Annotated in this window: 21 protein-coding genes and 2 tRNA genes; 10 read left to right on the plus strand and 13 right to left on the minus strand. The window is 69.4% G+C overall.

Going from position 1 to position 22,255, the window contains the following annotated elements:
• Positions 1–30 precede the first annotated feature (30 nt).
• From QU603_RS12420 to mvk, 6 genes are read right to left on the minus strand one after another with little or no spacing between them, the layout of a single operon-like run.
• Entirely contained in the window at positions 31–1,239 is a 1,209-nt protein-coding gene (locus QU603_RS12420) for a hydroxymethylglutaryl-CoA synthase (protein ID WP_308491695.1), read from the minus strand.
• On the minus strand, positions 1,236–2,285 hold the full coding sequence (locus QU603_RS12425; protein WP_308491696.1) for a hydroxymethylglutaryl-coenzyme A reductase family protein: 1,050 nt from the start codon (positions 2,283–2,285) through the stop codon (positions 1,236–1,238). Before QU603_RS12425 ends, QU603_RS12420 begins: the two co-directional genes overlap by 4 nt.
• Entirely contained in the window at positions 2,282–3,391 is a 1,110-nt protein-coding gene (gene fni, locus QU603_RS12430) for a type 2 isopentenyl-diphosphate Delta-isomerase (protein WP_308491697.1), read from the minus strand. The genes QU603_RS12425 and fni overlap by 4 nt, the downstream gene beginning before the upstream one ends.
• Positions 3,388–4,578, minus strand: a complete 1,191-nt coding sequence (locus QU603_RS12435) for a phosphomevalonate kinase (RefSeq protein ID WP_308491698.1) — start codon at positions 4,576–4,578, stop codon at positions 3,388–3,390. The genes fni and QU603_RS12435 overlap by 4 nt, the downstream gene beginning before the upstream one ends.
• The gene (gene mvaD / locus QU603_RS12440; RefSeq protein WP_308491699.1) at positions 4,575–5,546 is read right to left on the minus strand and encodes a diphosphomevalonate decarboxylase; all 972 of its coding nucleotides are present in this window, start codon (positions 5,544–5,546) and stop codon (positions 4,575–4,577) included. The genes QU603_RS12435 and mvaD overlap by 4 nt, the downstream gene beginning before the upstream one ends.
• Positions 5,543–6,502 carry a mevalonate kinase gene (mvk, locus tag QU603_RS12445; RefSeq protein WP_308491700.1) on the minus strand — a complete coding sequence of 320 codons (960 nt, stop codon included), beginning with the start codon at positions 6,500–6,502 and terminating at the stop codon, positions 5,543–5,545. Before mvk ends, mvaD begins: the two co-directional genes overlap by 4 nt.
• Before the next feature lie 262 nt (positions 6,503–6,764).
• Here mvk and QU603_RS12450 point away from each other — a divergent pair, with 262 nt between their 5' ends.
• From QU603_RS12450 to QU603_RS12460, 3 genes are all read left to right on the plus strand, one after another.
• Positions 6,765–7,196, plus strand: a complete 432-nt coding sequence (locus tag QU603_RS12450; RefSeq protein ID WP_308491701.1) for a cupin domain-containing protein — start codon at positions 6,765–6,767, stop codon at positions 7,194–7,196.
• A 166-nt stretch (positions 7,197–7,362) separates the two neighbouring features.
• Positions 7,363–8,451, plus strand: a complete 1,089-nt coding sequence (locus QU603_RS12455) for an LLM class flavin-dependent oxidoreductase (protein WP_308491702.1) — start codon at positions 7,363–7,365, stop codon at positions 8,449–8,451.
• Positions 8,451–8,984, plus strand: a complete 534-nt coding sequence (locus tag QU603_RS12460; RefSeq protein ID WP_308491703.1) for a GNAT family N-acetyltransferase — start codon at positions 8,451–8,453, stop codon at positions 8,982–8,984. Before QU603_RS12455 ends, QU603_RS12460 begins: the two co-directional genes overlap by 1 nt.
• Before the next feature lie 10 nt (positions 8,985–8,994).
• On the opposite strand, the gene QU603_RS12465 is transcribed toward QU603_RS12460, so the two are convergent.
• Complete coding sequence (locus tag QU603_RS12465) at positions 8,995–9,927, minus strand: SGNH/GDSL hydrolase family protein (protein WP_308491704.1); 933 nt, start codon at positions 9,925–9,927, stop codon at positions 8,995–8,997.
• A 172-nt stretch (positions 9,928–10,099) separates the two neighbouring features.
• On the opposite strand from QU603_RS12465, the gene QU603_RS12470 reads away from it, so the two are divergent.
• The 3 genes from QU603_RS12470 to QU603_RS12480 all read left to right on the plus strand — a co-directional run bounded on the left by QU603_RS12470 (position 10,100) and on the right by QU603_RS12480 (position 12,971).
• The gene (locus QU603_RS12470) at positions 10,100–10,915 is read left to right on the plus strand and encodes a TrmH family RNA methyltransferase (protein ID WP_308491705.1); all 816 of its coding nucleotides are present in this window, start codon (positions 10,100–10,102) and stop codon (positions 10,913–10,915) included.
• Positions 10,916–11,479: 564 nt separating this feature from the next.
• Positions 11,480–11,683, plus strand: coding sequence for a cold-shock protein (locus QU603_RS12475; protein ID WP_308491706.1), 204 nt, complete (start codon positions 11,480–11,482; stop codon positions 11,681–11,683).
• Between the two features lie 178 nt (positions 11,684–11,861).
• Positions 11,862–12,971 carry a fatty acid desaturase family protein gene (locus QU603_RS12480; RefSeq protein ID WP_308491707.1) on the plus strand — a complete coding sequence of 370 codons (1,110 nt, stop codon included), beginning with the start codon at positions 11,862–11,864 and terminating at the stop codon, positions 12,969–12,971.
• 63 nt (positions 12,972–13,034) lie between these two features.
• Here the strand turns inward: QU603_RS12480 and QU603_RS12485 are convergent.
• The 5 genes from QU603_RS12485 to QU603_RS12505 form a co-directional block, all read right to left on the minus strand.
• Positions 13,035–13,108, minus strand: a tRNA-Met gene (locus tag QU603_RS12485).
• 36 nt (positions 13,109–13,144) lie between these two features.
• Positions 13,145–13,216 (minus strand) — tRNA-Thr (locus tag QU603_RS12490).
• A 140-nt stretch (positions 13,217–13,356) separates the two neighbouring features.
• On the minus strand, positions 13,357–14,688 hold the full coding sequence (locus QU603_RS12495; protein WP_308491708.1) for a M23 family metallopeptidase: 1,332 nt from the start codon (positions 14,686–14,688) through the stop codon (positions 13,357–13,359).
• 330 nt (positions 14,689–15,018) lie between these two features.
• Positions 15,019–15,840 carry an inositol monophosphatase family protein gene (locus tag QU603_RS12500; protein ID WP_308491709.1) on the minus strand — a complete coding sequence of 274 codons (822 nt, stop codon included), beginning with the start codon at positions 15,838–15,840 and terminating at the stop codon, positions 15,019–15,021.
• A 91-nt stretch (positions 15,841–15,931) separates the two neighbouring features.
• The gene (locus QU603_RS12505; RefSeq protein WP_308491710.1) at positions 15,932–16,945 is read right to left on the minus strand and encodes a hypothetical protein; all 1,014 of its coding nucleotides are present in this window, start codon (positions 16,943–16,945) and stop codon (positions 15,932–15,934) included.
• A 287-nt stretch (positions 16,946–17,232) separates the two neighbouring features.
• Between QU603_RS12505 and QU603_RS12510 the strand changes: the two genes are divergently transcribed.
• The 3 genes from QU603_RS12510 to QU603_RS12520 all read left to right on the plus strand — a co-directional run bounded on the left by QU603_RS12510 (position 17,233) and on the right by QU603_RS12520 (position 20,481).
• A complete protein-coding gene (locus tag QU603_RS12510; protein WP_308491711.1) occupies positions 17,233–18,603 on the plus strand; it encodes an ABC transporter substrate-binding protein in 1,371 nt (456 codons plus the stop codon).
• Between the two features lie 83 nt (positions 18,604–18,686).
• The gene (locus QU603_RS12515) at positions 18,687–19,646 is read left to right on the plus strand and encodes a carbohydrate ABC transporter permease (protein WP_308491712.1); all 960 of its coding nucleotides are present in this window, start codon (positions 18,687–18,689) and stop codon (positions 19,644–19,646) included.
• A 1-nt stretch (position 19,647) separates the two neighbouring features.
• Positions 19,648–20,481, plus strand: a complete 834-nt coding sequence (locus QU603_RS12520; protein WP_308491713.1) for a carbohydrate ABC transporter permease — start codon at positions 19,648–19,650, stop codon at positions 20,479–20,481.
• A gap of 45 nt (positions 20,482–20,526) precedes the next feature.
• Here QU603_RS12520 and QU603_RS12525 read toward each other — a convergent pair whose 3' ends face one another.
• Positions 20,527–21,267, minus strand: a complete 741-nt coding sequence (locus tag QU603_RS12525) for a FadR/GntR family transcriptional regulator (protein WP_308491714.1) — start codon at positions 21,265–21,267, stop codon at positions 20,527–20,529.
• A 100-nt stretch (positions 21,268–21,367) separates the two neighbouring features.
• Here QU603_RS12525 and QU603_RS12530 point away from each other — a divergent pair, with 100 nt between their 5' ends.
• Positions 21,368–22,246, plus strand: coding sequence for a carbon-nitrogen hydrolase family protein (locus QU603_RS12530; protein ID WP_308491715.1), 879 nt, complete (start codon positions 21,368–21,370; stop codon positions 22,244–22,246).
• The last annotated feature ends 9 nt before the right edge of the window (positions 22,247–22,255 follow it).

Below are 22,255 nucleotides of genomic sequence, written 5' to 3' on the forward strand. Positions count from 1 at the left end.
CTGAAGGTAAGGCTTGCCTAACGAAGGGGGTCAGCCGCGTCGCTGGTACTGGCGCATCTGGTCGGTGATGCCCGCGAATCGGAAGGGGCCGGAGGTCTCGGCGGCGGTCAGGATGTCTTCTCCGCGCACCTCGTCCACGCTCTCGTGCAGTGCGCGGTAGCGGGCGTAGTCGATGCTCACACGGTCGTCCAGGACCGCGGCATCCTCGTCTGCGCGCAGCAGCGCGCGATAGCCGGGCTGGACCACACCGGTGAAGAACTCCGACACGCTGCCCGAGCCGTAGCTGAAGAAGCCGATGCGACGCCCGGCGAGGTCGGCCCCGTCAGCTGCCCCGTCGCCTGTCCCGTCGTCATTGAGCAGCGAGAGCAGGCCCGCATAGATCGACGCCGTGTAGCTGTTGCCGGTACGACGGTTGATGTGCAGGCTCGCCTCGATCTGTGCGCGTCGCTGGTCGCGGTCCAACGGAGAACCCACGATGGTGTTCAGTCGGTCGTGAGCCTTGACGGCCATCTTGGTGAACGGCTGGTGGTAGCAGAAGCGGTCGATGGCCTCGAACGGCACACCGCCGCGCGACTGATACTCATTCCAGGCGCCCTCCAGCGAACGCAGATAGGCGGCGAGCGAGTACTTGCCGTCCACCAGGGCCGTGGAGAGGTGATTGGGCCGCCAGAAGTCGTGGATGTCGTCGGTGTGCAGGCCGGTGACCGGCTCGATCTCGACCAGGCCGGGGTCGACGGTGACCAGGAACGCGACGGCGGCGGCGCCCTGCGTCGGCTCACCGCTGGAATCCAGTGCGTAGCGGGCGACGTCGCTGGCGATCACCAGCACCTTCTCGCGCGGGTCGCGTGCGACCACGCCGAGTGCGAACTGCAGGGCGGCGGTGGCCGAATAGCAGGCCTGCTTGAGCTCGACGACCCGGCAGTTCTCGCCCATCCCGAGCAGCCCGTGCACGAAGACGCCGGCCGATTTGGACTGATCGATGCCGGACTCGGTGGCGAACAGCAGCGTGCGGATGCCTTCTGCGCCGTGGCGGTCGAGGATGCGCGCGGCGGCCTCGGCGCCCATCGTGACGATGTCCTCGTCGGCGGCGGGCATGCTCATCTCGGACTGGCCGATGCCGACGTAGAACTTGCCCACGTCCACGCCGGAGTGCTCGGCGATCTCGCTCAGGTCCAGGACCTGATGCGCGGTCGCGAACGAGATGTCGTGGATGCCGATCCGCAGCGGCTGCGCGCTCATCGCGTGCCCTTCCTTTCGATGTTCACGTGGGCCGCCATCAGCTCACCGGGGTTGGTCTGGGCCGCCATCAGCGACAGCTCGCCGCACAGCACGGTGGCAGCGCACAGCACGGCCAGACGTCGCGCGTTCTCGCCTGCGGGGCGCTCGTCCGCGCAGCCCAGGCGGGCGAGGTTCTCTCCCACGAACGGCAGGTCCTTGCCGTTGCCGACCGTGCCCACGATGAGGTTGGGCAGCGTGCACGAGAAGTACAGGTCGCCGCCTCTCACCTCGGCGTGCGTGATGCCCTGCGATCCTTCCACGATGTTCGCGGCATCCTGCCCGGTCGCCAGGTAGAACCCGAGCAGCATGTTCGCGTAGTGCGCGTTGGCGGTGCGCAGGCCTCCCGCGGTGATCGAGCCGATGAGGTTCTTGCGCACGTTCAGCTCGGCGATCGCCTCGGGGCTGGCGTGCAGACGGCGGGCGACGACCTCGCGCGGGATCAGCAGCTCGGTCACGACGTTCTTGCCGCGCCCCAGGATGCCGTTGACCGCGGTGGCCTTCTTGTCCGAGCAGTAGTTGCCCGAGATCGATCCGTACCGGAGCCCCGGGACGGTGGCGAGGATGTGGTCCATCAGCCGATCGCTGGCCAGGGTCACCATGTTGTGGCCGCTGGCGTCCCCGGTCGACAGCTCGAAGCGGACGAACAGCAGATTGCCGACGATCTGATGGTGGATGTCGATGAGCTTCGCGAACCGGCTCGCCGTGGACACGACCTCCTGCAGTCGGTCGCGCTGAGAGTTGAGCACCTGCATCGCCGCCAGGGCCGTGGTCGCATCGTCCGCCTCGAACAGCACGGAGCGCGCCATCCGCTCGTCGACGAGGGTGGCGACGATGCCCTTGTCGGTCAGCGTCGAGATCTTCGCGCCGCGTCCGACCGACGGCCACAGCGGCGTCTCATAGGTCGCCAGGGGCACTTCCTGCAGCCCGGTCATGACATTGCCGCTGACCGAGATGGGTCCCACCCACGTCATCGGCACGGGCGCTGCGGTGATCGGCTCGTTCCTCATCCCCGTCCCTCCTGATCGCGCAGCCCTCGATCGCTGCGGCGGCTGTAGGCGGCAGCGTCGATGCCGCGCAGGTCGCAGAACTCGCGCACCGCGCCGCTCAGCAGCAGATCGGTGCCCACAAGGCCGGCGGGCGTTGCCGCGCCCAGCAGCGCGTGCAGCTGTTCGATCTGCCCGATCCAGGCGCGGATGCGGGCGATCAGGCCCTCCAGCCCCTCGTCGAGCAGGGAATGCAGGAACGTGCCCGACACCCCGGCCGCCCGTGCGCCCAGTGCAAGTGCTCGCACGACGTCCAGCGGCGTGCGCACTCCGCCCGAGGCCAGCAGCGCCGGAATCGCCGATCCGCCGTCCACCGCGGCCTGGGCATCCAGCAGGCAGGAGGCGGCGGACTGGCCCCATCCCGCCATGAAGGCGTAGTCGTTCTCGGCGCGGCGCGCATTCTCGATCCGCGCGAAGTCGGTGCCGCCCTGGCCGCTCACATCGGCAACGTGCACGCCCAGGTCGGCGAGCTGCTCGAGCGTCGTGCGGCTCAGACCGAAGCCGACCTCTTTGACGACGACCGGGACCTCGACGCGATCGACGATCTCGGCGATGCGGTCCGGCCACGCCGAGAAGGCGCGGCTGCCTTCGGGCATGACCGTCTCCTGCACGCTGTTCAGATGGATCTGCAGCGCGTCGGCGCGCACGAGGTCGATCGCGCGCAGCGCCTGCTCACCGGTCGCATCGGCGCTGAGGTTGGCCAGCACGAATCCGTCCGGGTTCTCCTCGCGCAGCACCCGGAACGTCGCGGCCGTGTCGGGTTCGCGCAGCGCGATGCTCATGGACCCCGACGCGATGGCCACTCCGGTCTCACGCGCGGCGATCGCCAGCTGCCGGTTGATCTCTCCGGTGCGGACGCTGCCCCCGGTCATGCCGTTGATGTACAGCGGCACGCTCCACTGGAATCCGGCGAACGAGGTGGACACATCGACGCGGTCGCGGTCGATGCCCGCCAGCGCGTGGTGCACGAAGCGCACCTCGTCGAAGTCGTTGCGGGCGGGGCCCTGCACGTGCTGGGCCCGGGCAAGGTCGACGTGCTGGTCTTTTCGGGTGCCGCCCTGGGACGTCATGGGTCGCTCCGCTCTGGTTCGGGAATCGTTCCGATGCGGGCGTCGCCCTCGGACTCTTCGTCGGACGAGTGCACCTCGATCGCCAGGTGCCGGATGTCGTTCTGCTCCCAGCGTGCGAGCATGCCGTGCACGTCGGTGTCGCCGCCGGCCAGCACGATGCCGCAGTCGCCGCCGCCCGCGCCGGAGGACTTGGCCGCAGCCCCGGCATCCTGCGCGATGTCGCACAGCGCCGCCAGCTGCGCGGTCTCGATCTGGATGCCGGCGTGGCGGGACAGGTCGCCCAGGGCCGTGCGCGCGGCACGGACCGCGGATGCCGCAGCCGCGGCATCCTGCCCCTCCAGGGCGGCGATCAACGATTCGACCGCCGCGCGACTGTCGGCCAGGAACCGACGGTACTGCGCCTGGCCGGACCGTGCCTGACCGGACTGTGCCTGATCGGACTGTGCTTGACCAGACTGTGCTTGACCGGCGGGCCAGGCGCGCTGCAGGTCGCCGACCATCCGCTCCGTGGAGGCGGGGTGCCCGGTCCAGCCCACGATCAGTCGCAGGTGGGCGGGAGCCGGCAGGCGCCGGACGGCAAGGTGCGGCCAGGCACGGTCGAGCATCGCCTGCACTCCCACGATGGCCGTCTGGGCCGCCACCTCGGCACGGTCCGGCGCGCTGTAGGCGATCCATCCGCCGAACACCGAGGCGGCCAGGTCGCCGCCCGACGAGGCGGGCGAGACGCGCACCGTGGCGATCAGCGCGAGCTTGTAGATCTCCAGCGCCGTCAGCTCGAGCTCGTAGAAGCGGTTCAGTGCGCGGACGGTCGCGACGGTCACCGCCGCCGACGACCCCAGCCCGAACTTGCGGCCGGACACGTCGTCGAGTTCGCTGGAGATGCGGATGTCGTAGAAGCGGCCGGCGACGGCCCGCTCGGCCGCCAGCTGCTCGACCACCGTGATCGCTGCCAGCACGTAGTCGTACGGCCGGTGGTCCTGGTCGATGACGACGCCGTCGGCGCCGCGCGTCCACAGCAGCGGGGCGCGGCCGAACTGGTCGGAGGAGATGCTGCCCTGGTCGCTGGCGGGGGTCAGCTCGACGCTGACATAGCGGTCGACGGCGACCAGCACGCTCGGCTCGCCCGGCTGGACCACCGCGTACTCTCCCGCGATGAACAGCTTGCCGGGCGCCTGCTCGCGGATCATGCGGCCGCCTCGGAGATCAGGTGGGCACCCGGGCCGGCATGGGCTGCGACGAGGCGGCCCGCCTCGAAGCGTTCGGCCAGGGCGTCGCGCACCGCGTCCACGTCGCCGTCTCGGCACACGAACACGACGTTCGGGCCGGCATCGGCGGTGGCGTACGCCTCCAGGCCCACAGCCCGCAGCCGTGCCGCCTCATCGAACAGGGCGATGCTCTGCGGTGCGAGGTAGCGGATCGGCGGGCGGCAGGCCATGATCGCGGCGTGCATGCGCAGCGCGTTGGACTCGGTCAGCTCTCCGATGGCGGTGACATCGCCCCGGGTGAACGCGTCGCGCATCGCGGCCAGGTCGGCGGTCGTGGACGCCACCCACGCCGAGGCGTACGGCGACGTGTCGCGGGTGCGGATCATGGCCTCTCGGCTCGAGACCGCTTTGGCCCCGGCATCCACCACGGCGATGACCATGCCCAGGGCGGGGCCGTGGACCGGTTCGGCGAACGATGAGGCGTCGTCGGTGCCCGCGTGCCAGATCGCCGCTCCCCCGATCACCGAACGGCACGCCGAGCCAGAGCCGCGGCGGGCGAGGCGGCTGAGGGCCTGCTCGTCGAGGTCGAGCCCGTAGGCGTCGGCGGCGGCCACCGCGAGCGCTGCGAAGCCCGACGCGCTGGAGGCCAGGCCCGCTCCCGTGGGCACGGAGTTGCGGGTCTGGACGCGGGCGGGGGCGGTCGAGCCGGCCTGTGCCCGAACGAGGTCGAGGAATTTCGTGATGCGGCCGGCCGCAGCGCCGGTGGACGACGCCCCGTCGAAGACCACGTCGTCGGCGTCAGCTCCGGCCGTGACGGTCACCGTTGTCGTGGTGGGAAAGACGTCGAGCGTCAGCGACAGGCTGCCGGTCAAAGGCAGGATCAGGTCCTCGTCCCGCTTGCCCCAGTACTTGACGAGCGCGATGTTGGGTGTCGCGACGGCGGTGCTCATGCAGAGGCGTCCTTCGCACTGGTGATGTCGGCGGGATGCAGCAGCCAGGTGCGCTCGGCGCCCGCCGCGCGCAATGCCGCAGCGATGCGTGCGGCGGCCGGCTCGTCGTCGGCGAGGGCGAGCACGCAGCCGCCCCGACCGCCGCCGGTCAGCTTCGCACCGAGGGCTCCGGCCTCGCGGGCCGCTGCCACCAGCGCATCCAGCTCGGCGCTGCTCACGCTCAGCTCGCGCAGCAGTTCGTGCACGGCCGACATGCGCTCGCCCAGGGCGCGGCGCTGATCGCGGGCCAGGTCGTGGGCGGCGGCGGCGGCGTGCTGGTCGATACGGGCCAGCATCGCACCGACGCGTTCGGGCTCGGCCGCCTTCAGCGCCCCCACCGCGGTGACCGCTTCGCGGGTGCGCCCGTGGACGCCGGAATCGCCGATCACGAACACGCCGCCGAACGCGCAGTGCAACGGCCGTGCGGCCCCGGCCTGGAACCACATCGGCGCTTCGCAGACCACCGCGCGGGCGTCCAGACCGCTCGGGTTGCCGTGGGCCACCCGTTCGGCCGCCTGCACGAGTGCGAACCGCTCATCGTCGTCGAAGCTCACTGCGTGGTGCGCGGCGATGGCGGTGATGATGGCCGCGGCCACGGCCGCCGACGAACCGAGGCCCCGCTCGGCGGGGATCTCTCCGTCCACGCGCACCGTCAGTCCTGTCGCCGGTGCACCCAGCCGTTGGAGGGTGGCGGTGATGGCGGTGATGGGGGCGGCAAGCAGTGTCGGCGCGGCGGCGACCGGGCCGCGGTACAGCACCGAGTCGATCCACAGCGGACGCTCGGTCGAGGTGACCGATGCCGTCAGGGTCAGGCCGTGCACGGGCAGCGCGATCGCCGGCCCCCCGTGCACGACGGCGTGTTCGCCGAGCAGGATCACCTTGGCGTGCGCGCGTGCGCGGGTTGCGGCATCCGTCATCGAAACAGGGGAAGTCCAGGGATCGGAGAGGTCGGAGACGCGACCTGACAAGCCGGCCATGATCGTCTCCTGTTGTTCTCGTGGATCGTGCGAGCGGTGGTCACGACGACCCTGTACGGGGCCCAGGCCACCGTGGCACGACCGCTGGCATGCCGCGGGAGCGCGGACACCATCAGACGATTTTATCCACTGGCGGCCGTGCGTGGCTGAGTCCGGGCCGAGTGCCGGCGCCGATGACGCGCAGACGCGTTACGGTGGCGTCATGACCGACTACGAAGTGCTGGAGATCGGGGCGCCCGAGGCGTGGCGCGACTTCTACGGCGGGTTCGCCCCCGACCGCTCGCGTCAGGGCCGACGGGTCATCGACCACGAGCTGGACACGCAGTACCTCGGCATGACCGCCAACGCCTACGAGCCCGGCGAATCGGTGGACTACTGGCATCGCCATGGGCGCATCGAAGAGCTGTACGTCTTCTTGGCCGGGCGCGGCCAGATGGGCCTGGACGACGAGATCGTCGACGTGGGCCCCGGCACGGTCGTGCGCGTCGGTCAGGGCGTGTGGCGTTCGTGGCGGTGCGTGCCCGACAGCCCCGAGCAGCTGCGCTGGCTGTGCATCCGCGGCGGATCGGAGCGACTGCCCCATCTGCCCGATGACGGCGAGCGCGACGCCCACCGCCCCATGCTCTGGGACTGACTGCTCTGGGACTGAGTGCTCCGGGACTGAGTGCGCTGGGACTGAGTGAGGGTCCGAGCCGACACACTTCGTCACGCTCGGTAAGACTTCGACCCGCATGTCGCGCGGCAGGCGCGTGATTCGTAGTGTTCTGACCACGGCAGTACGCACCGGCTAGGAGACCGCGATGACCACCGCACGGCAACCACAGAACCGACCGCTGCGAAGCCTCGGCTTCGTGCACATCGCCCCGTTCGACCGCGATTCGCCCCGGCAGGGGCTCGAAGACGCGATCGAGCTGTTCCGCTATGCCGAAGAGCTCGGGCTCGACAGCGGCTGGCTGCGCACCCGCCACCTGCAGCACGGCGTCTCGTCGTCGCCGGTGCTGTTCGGGGCGATCTCGCAGCACACCGAGCGGATCAAGCTCGGGCATGCCGTGATCCCGGTCGGCAACGAGAACCCCTTCCGGCTCGCCGAAGACCTCGCGACCGCCGACGTGCTCTCGGGAGGGCGACTGCAGCCCGGGCTCAGCGTGCACCCACCGTCGTTCACCGACGACGTCAACGACATCGTGTTCGACCGCGGATGGCGCAGCGAGGACTACGGCTACAGCCGCATCGAGCTGCTGCGCGAGCTCATCGCAGGACGCTCCGTGCGCGACGTGCCTGCGTACAACGGCATCGGCGGCGATTTCGACTCCGACCGTGCGGAGCCGCACAGCGAGGGACTGGCCGACCGGCTCTGGTACGGGGGCGGATCGCTGCGCTCGGCCGAGTGGGCGGGCCGGGCGGGCTTGAACTGGCTCGTGAGCAACATCAGCACCACCGCCGACGGCGACACCGACTTCTCCCGGGTGCAGCGCGGGCAGATCGACGCGTTCCGCGCCCACCATCCACAGGGTGAGGCCGCCCACGTCACGGTCGCCCGCGTGGCGGTGCCCACCGACCACGCCACGACCGCGCAGCTGAACCGGTATCGCGACTACGTCCAGCGCCGCACGCCGCGCACCCACGGCATCCGGGGCAAGAACACCCTCATCGCCGTGGACAACCTCGGATCCCGTGACGAGATCGTCGAGGCCATCCGAGCCGACGTCGCGTACCAGGCCGCGGAGGACTACCTGTTCGAGCTGCCGTTCGAGTTCGAGATCGCCGACTGGAAGCACATTCTGCACGAGATCGCCACGAGCATCGGCCCGGCGCTCGGCTGGACGCCGGGCTCGGCCGCAGCCTCGGCTTCTGCCGCACACGGCGACGACCAAGAGCAGGCGGCCTGATGACGCTCGAGGCACAGCCGGCATCCCCGTCGGCGGCCACGCAGATCACGGTGCGCGCCGCCCGACCCGACGAGTACGCCGAGGTCGATCGTCTGGTCGAGGCCGCCTACACGCACGACTACGGCCGGCGCGACCACTCCGACGACATGCACCACGCCGCCTTCCGCGCCCGCACGTACGACGTGCTGGTCGCGGTGGAAGGCGTCCGCATTCTCGGCACCGTCACCGTCCGCCGCCCCGGCGGCCCCGTCCTGCACGAGGACTTCGGCGATGCCGACGCCGACCTGCGCCTGCTCGGGGTGGACCCCACCGCGCGTCGGCGCGGAATCGCCGCGACGCTGATGCGCCGGGTGATCGAGGATGCCGCGGCCGCCGGCTACGCGGACGTCACGCTGAAGACCGGCCCCGACATGCACGGCGCCCACCGGCTGTACGAAGCGCTCGGCTTCGAACGGGCACCCGAGCACGACGGACTGTGGATCGGCGGCGAGCGCGTGTTCGACCTGCTCGCCTACCGCTACCGGATCGGATGACGCGCCGCCCTCAGAGCGAGCGGGCTCCGGCCGCCGGAGTGACGGTGCTGGATGCGGCGGTGAGCCGCTCCCCCACCCGACGCGACGCGCGGAAGGCCCACCACGCGAGCGGGTGCCGAACGTCCTTGCGGTAGATGCGGTGCGGGGTCCGGGCATCCTCCCGTTCGATTCCGGCTGCCGCAAGAACACTCGGCAGGATCACGGCGGCGGCCTGCTCATAGCCGATGCTCGAGGGATGCAGGTGGTCGCGCGGCGAGAACATGTCGTCGGGGTCGCGGTGGAACAGCGGACCGAGGGTGTCGGCAAGCGACACGGTGCGCCCCCCGGCGCGCAGCACGACGATGGCCTGCCCCGTGGCGAGCACCCGGCTGTACCAGTGGGCGAAGAACCGCAGCGGCTGCGAGAACGGCCGCACGGTGCCCAGGTCCGGACAGGTGGCAACGACTGCCTGTGCGTGGGTGCGCCGCAGGTCGCGCACCGTCTCTGACAGCGGCCACAGCGCATCGACGAGGCGCTTGAGATGCATGACGTCATTGGCGCCGATGATGATCACGACCACATCGGGCTGCGTCACTTCACGCAGGTGTGCGAGCTGGCTGATCAGCGCGGTCGATTCGGCGCCGATGACGGCCATGTTCGTCAACTCGACCGGCCGGCCCGACACTTCTGACAGCCACGTCGCCAGCAGCGCCCCGGGCGTCATGTCGGGCTCTTCGGCGCCGTAGCCGACGGCCAGCGAGTCACCGAGAACGCCGAGCCGGATCGCCTCTCCCGCCTCCGTACCGAACCGGCCGCTGCGCGGCAGCACCGATCCCATCCGCGTGGGGTTCAGCCGCTCCCACGCGAGCAGGCCCTCTGCGGTGGTGACCAGTCCCACGGCCGCGGTGAGCGCTGCAGCCGACCCGACGGCGGTCAACGCGAACCGGGCGAGGCGACCGATCATGCTCCGACTCCACACTGAATTCGAACGCGCATCCATTGCTGCCCCCGGTCTCACCGTAGTCGCCCCCGCCGCGCCGGGGATCGGCATCCCCTTTCCGTCTGCTGTGTGCGAGTGACGACCTCGGGCATGAGAACCTGGGACCGTCGTGTCGCACACACACCGGGAGGCTGACGTGGCGGGTGAGCTGAGGATCTCGCGGCCGAACGCGCGGTTCCAGCAGTGGGAGGCACTGCTGCACAATCGCAACAAGCGCCAGCGTCTGGGCGAGTTCCTCGTGCACGGCGTGCGCCCTATCACCCTGGCCGTCGAGCACGGCTGGCCGGTGCGGGCGATGCTCTACGACAGCCGGCGCCCGCTCTCGCGCTGGGCCGCCGACCTGCTCGAGCGCGCAGGCGGCGACCGCGTCGCGATGTCCCCCGATCTGCTGCGGCAGCTCAGCGGCAAAGACGAGGACCTGCCCGAGCTCGTCGCCGTCGTCGAGCTGCCCTCCGATGACCTCGCGCGCATCACGGTCACCCCGACGTTCCTCGGCATCGCCTTCGACCGTCCGTCGGGCCCCGGCAACATCGGCGCGATCGTGCGCTCGCTGGACGCCTTCGACGGCGCCGGCGTCATCGTCACCGGGCACGGTGCCGATCCCTACGACCCCAAGTCGGTGCGCGCCTCGACCGGATCGCTGTTCGCGCGCCCCGTGGTGCGCGTCGCGTCGCAGCGCGAGGTCGTCGGGTGGGCGCAGGAATGGCGGGATGCCGGCATCCCGATCACCATCGTCGGAACCGACGAGCACGGCACGGCGGACATCGCCGATTTCGACCTGACCGGACCCACGCTGCTGGCCATCGGCAACGAGACGGCCGGCCTGAGTGCAGGGTGGCAGGATGCGTGCGACGCGATGGTGCGCATTCCCATCGGCGGTGCCGCCAGCTCGCTGAATGCGGCCAACGCGGCCACCGTCGCCCTGTACGAGGCGGCACGCCAGCGCCGGTGAGAGACTCGGTTGCGTCGCATGACGAAAACACATGGCGTCCGCCTGATGCGGACGTACGGTAAGCTGTGTCCTACCGGTTGAGTTCATCGGCGCCTTGCGTCGGTCATCGCTCCCGGAATCTGTGGCGCGCATCCGCGCCTCGCATACGACAACTCGTGTGCTCCTACCATCCTTGTGACCCGGCCGACGATGGCACGGTCCAGCACCTGATCGACGAGGTCTTCCATCTTCTCTTCCGTCTCCGCGATACCGGCGGACCGTTCTCTCAACTGGCGCCAGTCGGACTACGACGTCTACGCCGCCACACGCGACGGCGAATTCGCCGGCCACGTGGTCATCGACGACACGCGATTCGCCGCGTTCGGGCCGTCCGGCCAGCACGTCGGCGTCGCTGCGACGCTCGGCGATGCACAGCGGATGCTCGCAGCGCTCGCAAGCCCGGCGATCGATGCCGACATGGCGGGGCGACTCGCTCTCGCCCCGCTCACCCATACCCCGCGACGGCGCCGTCGTCGCGGCCTCACGGATCACACCCGTGGTCCCAGACAACGAAGGAATGACGTCATGGCCACAGGCACCGTCAAATGGTTCAACTCCGACAAGGGCTACGGGTTCATCGCGCCCGATGACGGCTCGGCCGACCTGTTCGCGCACTTCAGCGCGATCCAGGGCTCGGGCCACCGCAACCTCGAAGAGAACCAGAAGGTCGAGTTCGACGCAGAGGCAGGCCAGAAGGGCCCGCAGGCGGCCAACATCCGCCCCCTCTGAACGCCTCAGGGCGGGCGTCCGGCGCTTGCGTCGGACTCCCGCCCTCACCTGGCAGAGTTCCCCACATTCGGCTTACTGCATGAATGGGCGGGTACCGTGTGAGGAAGCGATCGGCAGCCGCCCTTGGCTTGATGCCCACTCACCGATCGGTGACGGGCCCGACGTAAGGCGCCCGATCTTGTCTCAGTCACCCACCATCTCCCCCTCGACTCTGGGCCCGATCCGGCAGACATACGCACGGCGAGAGGACTTCCCGCCGGTCGCCAAGGCGTACATGCACATCTCCCATGTCGCGCAAGAGACGGGACTTCTGCGTAGGACGCCGTGGTTCTACGTGTTCGTCGGCACATGCATCGCCCTCGCACTGGGCGGTGCGATCACCGGCTTCATCCTGCTGGGGCCCACTTGGTATCAGCTGCTCATCGCGGGTGCCCTGGGCGTGATGTTCACCCAGATCGCGTTCCTCGCGCACGAGGCGGCCCACCGGCAGATCCTCGCCACCGGACCCGCCAACGACAGACTCGCACGGGTGCTGGGCGCGCTCGTCGGCATGAGCTACTCCTGGTGGGACTCCAAGCACAGCCGCCACCACGCCAACCCCAACAAGGTGGGCAAAGACCCCGATATCGAGGTCGACACGATCTCGTTCCTCGATGAGGATGCCGCACAGGCTCGCGGTCTGCGCCGCATGATCACCCGCAGGCAGGGGTGGCTGTTCTTCCCGCTGCTGACGCTCGAAGGCTTCAACCTACACGTCCTGAGCTTCCGGCACCTGGCAAGCCGCGGCACGGTGAAGGGCCGGTGGACCGAGATCGTGCTGCTGGTCCTGCGCTTCGCGCTCGTGCTGACGCCGCTGTTCCTGTTCCTCCCCCTCGGAATGGCGTTCGCCTTCCTGGGCGTCATGTCCGCCGTCTTCGGCGTGTACATGGGCGCGACCTTCGCCCCCAACCACAAGGGCATGCCGGTGATCGCACCCGACGCGAAGCTCGACTTCTTCACGAAGCAGGTGCGCACCTCGCGCAACATCCGCGGCGGATGGTGGGCCACCTGGCTCATGGGCGGCCTGAACTACCAGGTCGAGCACCACCTCTTCCCCAGCATGGCGCGCCCCCACCTCGCCCAGGCACGCGCCATCGTCCGCGACTACTGCGCCAGCAACAACGTCCCCTACACCGAGACCTCGCTGTGGCGCTCCTACGCGATCGTCATCGACTACCTGAACCGCGTCGGGCTCGCCGCCCGTGACCCGTTCGAGTGCCCGATGGCCAGCCAGTACCGGCGCGCCTGAGCCCACGGCGGCGAAGCCGCGCAAACCACGAAACCCCCGGCCGATGCCGGGGGTTTCGTTCTGTAGCAGGAGCGGGGCTTGAACCCGCGACCTCACGATTATGAGTCGTGCGCTCTCACCAACTGAGCTACCCTGCCGCGAGGCATCTCGAACCGGGGTCCGTGGTGCGTGCGAGCCCCGAGTCAGGATTGAACTGACGACCCCTTCCTTACCATGGAAGTGCTCTGCCACTGAGCTATCGGGGCGCTCCCGAATCACTTCGGGCAACCAGAAAAGACTATCAGAGCCGCCGCCGATTGCCGAAACGGCCAGGCTCCCTGTGCGGCGTCCCGGATCGGCGGAGTTGTGAACACTCGACGCCCAACGCGCACTCTCGGACTGCGGGTCAGCAGCGGTTGTGCTGGCGCAGCCACGGGATCGGATCGATCGGCGTGACGCCGTTCTGCCGAATCTCGAAATGGGTGTGCGCGCCGAACGAGAATCCGGTGTTGCCGGTGCGGCCGATGTACTGGCCGACCTGCACGTGCTCGCCCGGGCGCACCTGCAGCGACCCGTACTGCATGTGGCCGTACAGGCTCGCCCAGTGCTGACCGTCGATCTCATGGTCGATGATCACGGCGACGCCGTAGCCCTGATAGCCCTGCTGCGCCACGCGCACCACGCCGTCGGCGATGGCCTGCACGTGCGCTCCGGAGCCGGGCGTGAAGTCGACGCCCTCGTGGAACTCTCCCGGGCGCGGGCCGAAGCCGTACGAGATCGGCACACCGACCGCGAACGGCCACTGCACCGCGCACTGCGGGTTGTTCGTGAAGATGCGGCTCGAGAAGTTCGAGATGCCCACGGTGCCGGCCATGTCGACCATGGTCGCTGTGCTGTAGTTCGCCGACCGATCCAGCGACGCCGATTCTGCCTTGCTGTCGACGGGAGCGACGTATGCCTGGATGTCATCGCTGCCGGTGGCCGCGACATCCCCCGCCTGCTGCTGCGGCGCTGCACCCAGCAGGTGCGTCTCCGGTGAGGCCACGGCAGCCGCCGGCAGGGTCGAGGTGACGGCCAGCAGGCCGACGGCGATGATCGTGGCGAAGGAGAAGGATGTCGCGGCGGCGCGCTTGGCGATCATCCGCGAGCGCCCGGGGCGCCGCACCTTGGCCTTGTGCTTGCTGTGCCTGTGCGACAGCGTGTCAGCCTCGACCCCGGCGGCGTCGGCATCGTCCCTGGACTGCTGTATCGGCGTCTCACCCGTGAAGGAGAAGAGCCTTGCCGCAGCCGCGAACGCGTCGCGGTCGTCGGCGGTCGGCTTCGCATCGTCGGACACGATCGGGATCGACGCGGTCAGCGGAACGGACGGCGTACGAGAAGTGGATGCTGCAGCCCTCGTGGGCGCCGCAGCAGGTGCCTGCGCGGGCGTCGTAGCCGGGGGCTGCACGGCTGCACTGGTGGGCGCCGCAGCAGGTGCCTGCGCGGGTGCGCTGCTCGTCGACGCTGCCGGCGTCGTCGCGGCGGCGGGGACGACTGTGCTCGTGACGGCGGCCGAAGCGGCATCGGCGAGGCCCGCCGGGCCGGCCTCAGCGGGCGTCGCAGGAGCGTGGGAGCCCAGCGAAATCGGCTGCGTCTGCCGACGCGCGCTGCGGCGCGTCAACGGCATCTGGCCCGAGTGCGTCGATGTGGCAGGCGCGGCAGCATCCACGTCCGGCTCAGTGGTGACGTCGTTCGTCACCCGACCCCAGACCACGGCAGGCCGCTGCGCTGCCTCGGCGCCTCCACGGCGGCGTGTCTCGGCGCGGCTGGAACCCGTGCGCTCAACGGCCGAAGTCGGCACGGGAGCGGTACGGGCCGAACGCCGCGTGGGCGCGGGCTCGGCCTGAGGAGCGTCAAAGGGCAAGGGAAGCGAACTCTCGGGGTCGGGTCGCTGTGGGGGGCAACGGTCGAACACGGGGTAGGTGATCACCCCTGCCGTTCGGGCCGGCAAAGGTAACGAACGGGTAAACACTACAACGCCCGGACTGAGAATGCCATGTGGCACGCGCTCGAAATTCCAGACCGCGTGTCAGCGTCCGTCGATCGCCTGCTCGAGTTGCGCGAACAGCACCGGCCCCGCCGCGATCGTGAGCGCGGTGCTCGGGCGCTGGCCCGGCAGTCCACCCACGACTCCACCCGCCTCTTCGACGAGCAACGCACCCGCGGCGTGGTCCCACGGTCGCAGGCCGCGCTCGAAGTAGCCGTCCAGCCGGCCGGCGGCGACGGCAGCAAGGTCGAGCGACGCCGATCCGATCCGGCGGATGTCGCGGGCCAGCGGCATGACTCGGCCCAGACGCGCCAGATCGCCCACGTGCGTGGCAGGGTCGTAGCCGAATCCGGTCGCCACGAGCGCGCCGGTATCGGTGGGCGCCTCGTTGACGGCAAGACGTCGCCGCGGGGCACCACCGGCCGTGGTCGGCGCGAACCATGCCCCGCCGCCGACCGTCGCGGTGAACAGCTCCTGCATCGCGGGCGCGTACACGACGCCGACCAACCCATGCCAGTGCTGCGGGTCGGGTTCCCCTTCGACGACGGCGATGCTGACGGCATATTCCGGGATGCCGTAGGCGTAGTTGACGGTTCCGTCGATCGGGTCGACGACCCACGTGAGGCCGCTCGTGCCCGCTTCGGCACCGGATTCCTCACCGAAGAAGCCGTCACCGGCGCGCTCCTGCGCGAGACGCCGTCGGATCAGAGCCTCGACCTCCCGGTCGGCGGCGGTCACGATGTCGGCCGCCGCGGATTTCGTCGCCGCGATCTCCACTCCTTCACCGCGCCGCCGTCGGGCGAGCTCGCCCGCCTCGCGTGCCACATCGATGGCGAGCTGAACGAGATCGTCTGCCTGGGTCATGCCTCCACGCTATCGACGCCGGAGGATGCCGCAACCGACCACCGCCCGATCGCACGAGAAATGCGACCGGGCGGTGCGGTACGAGACGGTTCTACGGCTGGGGTGCGGCCGGCGGCTCGGTCGGGGCCGGTGGCTGCTGCGGGCCCGCGCCCTCAGCGGGCATGGCGGGGGCCGGCCATCGCGGGTCGACCTGCGCGGGCTCCGGCAGAGGGGGCACCGGAGACACGGCCTGCGCGGGCGCCGATGGGGGGACGGGCGGCGCGGACGGCGGCGCGATGGCAGGAGCCGGCTCGGGCGCGGGCCACGCGGCCGCCTCGACGGGCGATGCAACGGCGGCCGGGGCCGGGGCCACCGACGGCTGCCCCGTGTAGTAGGCGTTCCAGTCCGGCTGCCCATCGGGCATGACCGGCAACGGGGTGACGCGATCCGCGTAGGTCGGCCACCCTGCGGCGGGCGCAGCAGGCCGCGGCTGCTGCCCGCGCGGGGCGAGCAGCGCGTTGACCAGAGGCACGAGCGCGGTGCCGACCGCGGCCAGGATGGTCACGGCCACCGTCAGTCGCCAGTACAGGTCGTGGAAGCGGACCCATTCGCTCAGCATGAGAGGGAAGACGAGCATGAGGGCCAGCAGGCCCACCAGGATGACCGTGATCCAGAACATGGCCGTCGTGAACGTCGTCGCGTGCCGCTGCCAGGCCTTCATGAACAGACGCACGTGCAGCACCGCCAGCTGCAGGATCAGCACGATCAGCAGGAAGGACATGAAGCGCGACGCGCCGTCGGATGGGCGGAACTCAGGGAACGGCATCCAGATCATCACGGCGCCGATCAGCAGCGTCACCACCCACACGACCATGCTGGTCAGCGCGAACCAGACCGGGCGGCGCGGTGCAAGGTACGTGTCCATCAGCGCCACACCGGCGAAGGCGACCATCAGCACAATGGTCAGGAACGCCCGCGGCACGATGCCGTTCGCCGTGCCGACCAGCACCATGACCACGCACACGATCGCGGCGGCGATCAGCGCACCGATGGCGACCCAGATCGCCGCCCGCAGGATCTTTGAAGTGGACGCATCACCAGGTTGCGTCTCAGGGGGCACGATCATGGACGTCCTCTCGTCGGCGGGGCAGGCCCGCAGTTCCATCCTGACATGCGAGCCCTCTCGCACGTGAGCTTTCCCGACAAGCTGTGGATGGATGCCGCGGGCCACCCGATCCTGGGCATCGAATACGTGCGAGCTATGCATCGCGCCCGCAACCTGTGAAGACAGGCCGGTGCACGCGCCGCTGCGTACGCTCAAGACGTGCGCCGCAACGCCTCCTGCTTGCGCACGAGACGCGTCTGGCTTCTCGCCCGTCCGGCACACGCAACTGAACACGAGGAGGCGTACTCATGTCGAACCGTTCTGTCCCGCGCATCTCCGGTGGCAGCCCGCGGCGCCGGCGGATCACCCAGGCGGCGGGAATAGCCCTCACCGCGCTGACCGCGGTCGGGTTGGCCGCGTGCAGTTCAGGCTCCCCCGGCGGCGGTTCCACCCCGGCGGGCAGCGCGACACCTCCGGGCAATGCGGCATCCGGCACGATCAGCTGGTGGGCGAGCCCCATCACCACCAGCGGCACCGATCCGCGCACCGTGCTGATCAGCGCCTTCGAGAAGGCCTACCCGAACATCAAGGTCAACCTGGTGTCGGCTCCGAACGACACCGACACCAACCGCGCGACCTTGACGACGCAGATCTCCGGCGGCGGCGGCCCTGACGTCTACATGGGCGACGTCATCTGGCCCGCGCAGTTCGGCGCGCACCAGCTGGCCGTTCCACTCTCGCAGTACCTGCCCAAGAGCTACTGGGACACGTTCGCCCAGGGTCTCGTGCAAGGCGCGACATACAAGAATCAGGTGTACGGCGCCCCGTTCTTCGAGGACCAGGGGTTCCTCTACTACCGCAAAGACCTGCTGCAGAAATACAACCTCCCGGTGCCGACCACGTGGGAGCAGCTGGTCACCGACGCCAAGAAGGTGCAGTCCGCCGGTGCCGTCAAGGACGGCTACGTGTTCCAGGGCGCGAACTACGAGGGTGCGACGTGCAACTTCATGGAGTTCCTCGCCGACGCCGGCGGCACGGTGCTCAACTCCGACCAGACGAAATCCACCCTCGACGGCGCTGCAGCCGACAAGGCGCTCAGCTTCGAGCAGTCGCTGGTGACCTCGGGGGTCTCGCCGAAGGCCGAGTCCACCTACCAGGAGACCCAGTCGATGAACGCGTTCGCGGCCGGTGACTCCCTGTTCCTGCGCAATTGGGACTACGCGTACGGGCAGTCCCAAGCCGCGCCCTCCAAGGTGATCGGCAAGGTCGGAGTGGCGCCCATGCCGACCTTCAGCGGGCAGCCGACCCCCGGCTATTCGAACATCGGCGGATGGAACCTGTACGTCAACCCGCACAGCAAGAACATCGCCGCCGACCTCACGTTCATCAAGTGGATGACGGGCAACGACGCGCAGACGACGCTGGCCACGCAGTTCAGCGAGATCCCCACGAACGCCACCGTGCGCGCGTCGGCCGACGTCAAGAAGGCCAACCCGGTGCTGGCGATCGTCTCTGAGACCAAGCTCGTGCCGCGGCCCGCGCAGACGCCGGACTACCCGCAGGTCAGCCAGGCGATCTACACGGCGGTCAACGGCGTGCTCGCCGGCTCCGCGCAGCCGAAGGCGGCCATCACCAAAGCCAGCGGCCAGATCAACAGTGCCCTGAGCGGCGGGCTGTAACCGGCAGACGCGGCCGCGGCGCCGGGATGCGGCATCCATCGGCGTCGCGGTCGCCCCATCGATCGCGGGTTCGAGGAGGCACCGTGACGAGCATTCGGGTGGCCGCCGCGCCGCGCGCGGCGCTGGGGTCACGTCCGCCGCGCCCACGACAGAACGCGCTGCAGCGCGCGATGACCCGCATGGGCTGGGCCTTCTCGGCGCCGGGGCTGTTCGTGATCGCCGCCGTGACGCTCTTTCCGGTCGCGTTCTCGGTGGTGATGAGCTTCAGCAACGTGGACGTGCTGGGCAGCGGATTCCAGATCGACGGTTTCACCCTCGGCAACTACAAGACGATCTTCACCGCTTCGATCTGGCAGTACGCACTTGTGTTCACGATCGGCTACACGATCGTCACCGTCATCGTCGAACTCGTGCTCGGGGTGCTCATCGCCCTTGTGCTCGAGCGGTTGGAGGGCATCCGCGGCTGGATGATGGCGATCCTGCTGATCCCTTGGTCGCTGATCACGGTGATCTCGGCGACCCTGTGGGATTACATCTACGATCCGACCGCGGGCATCGCCGACTGGATCTTCCAGCAGCTGGGCTGGGGGTCGCCGGTGATCTTGGGCACCCCGACCTCGGCGATCATCGCGATGATGGTCGCCGACATCTGGAAGACCACGCCGTTCGTGGCGATCATCGTGCTGGCGGGGCTGGTGATGATCCCCGGCGACCTGTACGAGGCTGCCGAGATGGACGGCGCGAGCGGCTGGCAGCTGTTCTGGAAGATCACACTGCCGCTGCTGCGTCCGACCATCGCCCTGGCGGTGCTGTTTCGCATCCTGCAGGCGTTCGGGCTTTTCGACCTGCCGTTCGTGCTGACCCAGGGCGGGCCGCAGAACGCGACCACGTCGCTGGCGATCCTCGGCTACCAGGCGATGTTCACAGATCTGAAGTTCGGTCCGGGGGCGGCGGTCGCGGTGACCACTGCCGCGCTCGTGGTGATCGGATGCCTCGTCTTCTTGAAGGTGTTCCGCGCGCAGGTTTCCGAGACGGAGGACTGACATGCGTCGGCGATCGACCCGGGCCCGGTGGGGGCTGGCGATCAGCACCGCCCTGGTCGCCGTGTTCGTGCTGGCGCCGATCTACTGGATGGTCGCGACCAGCTTCAAGACCGCCGCCAATGCGTCGGCCCAACCGCCGCAGCTGTTCCCCGATCCGGTCAGCGTGGAGAACTACGGCATCGCGTTCGTCGACCACGGATTCGGGCAGTACATCCTGAACTCGCTGGTCGTCTCGGTCGCCGCCACCGTGCTGGTGCTGGTGCTGGGCACGCTCGCCGGCTATGCGCTGGGCCGGGCCAAGATGCGCGGCACGTTCACGATCCTCGTCATCCTGCTCGTGCTCTCGGTGTTCCCCGTCATCGCGCTGATCGCGCCCCTGTATCTCATGATGCGCACGATCGGGTGGCTCAACAGCTACCAGGCGCTGATCATCCCGTACACCGCGCTGAACCTGCCGTTCGCGATCTGGATCCTGCGCAACTACTTCATCGGCGTGCCCAAAGAGATGGAAGAGACGGCCCGAATCGACGGCGCGTCACCCCTGCGCACCGTCTGGTCGGTGGTGCTGCCGATGGCGCTGCCGGGCGTGTTCACCGCCGGGATCTTCGCGTTCACCGCCTGCTGGACCGAGTTCCTCATGGCGCTCTCGTTCAACAGCGCCAACGAGTTCCGCACGATCCCGGTCGGCATCGCCCTGTTCGGCAACGCGCACATCACCCCGTTCGGCGCGATCTTCGCCGCAAGCACGGTCGCCGTCATCCCGATCGCGATCCTCGTGCTCGTGTTCAAGCGCTCGGTCGTGTCGGGCCTCACCTCGGGCGCGATCAAGGGGTGAGGATGCCGCGGCCCGGACATGCGTGCGCGCCGGGTCGGCCCCGGCTCACCGATCGGCGGCGCCGCCCACGTACATCGTGTGATGCAGCACCTGGACGTGCGCACGCATGTGATCGACGGCTGCGACCGGATCGTGTGCGCGGATGGCGTCGACGATGCGCACATGATCTTCATTCGCGCGGTGCAGCCGGTCGATCGGATACGGGATGAAGTACGCATACAGGTCGGACAGCACCTGGCGGTAGGGCCCCATCGCCCACTCGAGCCCTGCGGCCTCGGCCACGCGCAGGTGGAACCGCTCGTCGGCGCGGTGATAGGCACTCCAGTCTGCGGCGCCGGATGCCTCGGCCACCCGCTCTGCCAGCGCTGCGATGTCGTCATCGGTGGCCGAGACCGCGGCATGATGCACGAGGGCGCACTCGAGCAGGGTCCGCACATCGATGAGGCGATGCACTTCGACGGCGTCCTGCCGGTAGGCCTCGGCGGCCCGGTCGGGAACGGCACCGTGTCGGCCGGTGGCGAAGGTGCCGCCGCTGCGTCCTCGGCGGCGCTCGACCAGCCCGTCCTCGGCCATCGATTCGAGAGCGCGGCGGACCGTCATCTCACTGACATCCAGCGCTGCCGCGATCTCGGCGTCACGGGGCAGCCGCTCACCTGTGCCGATGAGGTCGAGCTCGACGGCGAGGGCGATGCGTGCCCGCACCGTGTCAGACGCCGAGAGCCTCGTGATCCCCGTCAGCTCCGGGTCGTGAAGGGCTCCGCGCGTCGCTTCGCCTGCGCTGGACATGTCACCACCTTATCGAGGGGCTAGACATAATCGATCATTATGATCTATTTTGTACAGAGCAGATCCGAGATGCCTCGGATCCCATGACAAGGAGGTCCTCGTGACCCGCACGATCGCCATCGCGGCCGTCCAGGCCGCTCCCCTTGCGATCGGCGCGCCGCTGGACGGTTTCGCGGCAGACGTGCGTGCGCACCGGGATGTCGGCGCCGACCTGGTCGTGTACCCCGAGCTGCACCTGTTCAGCGCAGACTCGTGGCCGGCCGAAGAGCGCAATGAGCGCCTGCGCGCAGCATCCATCCCTCTGGACGGTCCGTTCGTGGACGAACTGCGCGACATCGCGCGTGGCGCCGGTGTCTGGCTCATCCCCGGGAGCGTCTGCGAAGAGGGCGCGGACGGAGAGCTGTTCAACACGGCGCTGGCCATTGCGCCCGACGGCACGCTGACCGCCTCGTACCGCAAGATCTTCCCGTGGCGGCCCTTCGAGCCGTATGACCCCGGCGACCGATTCGTCACGTATGGACTCGACGACGGCACCGTGGGCCTGTCGATCTGCTACGACGCGTGGTTCCCCGAAGTCACCCGCCACCTGGCATGGATGGGCGCGGACGTCGTGGCCAACATCGTGAAGACCACCACCCCCGATCGCGCGCAGGAGCTCGTGCTCGCGCAGGCAAACTCCATCGTGAACCAGACCTTCACCGTGAGCGTCAACTGCGCAGGCCCCATCGGCCGTGGCCAGAGCATCGTCGTCGACCCCGAAGGAGCAATCCTCGCCCAGGCCGGCGTCGACCCCGAGACCCTCTTCGTGACCCTGGATCTGGATGAGGTCGCCCGGGTGCGCGCACACGGCACCGCCGGCAGCAACCGCATGTGGTCGCAGTTCCTGCCCACCGACCACGCACTCGACCTGCCCCTCTACGAGGGACGCATAGACCCGCACCGGTGGGAGCCCCAGAGCACCACCGGCTCACAGAAATAGCAGCACCAG

The sequence above is a fragment of the Microbacterium terrisoli genome (assembly GCF_030866805.1).
GTDB classification, from domain to species: domain Bacteria; phylum Actinomycetota; class Actinomycetes; order Actinomycetales; family Microbacteriaceae; genus Microbacterium; species Microbacterium terrisoli.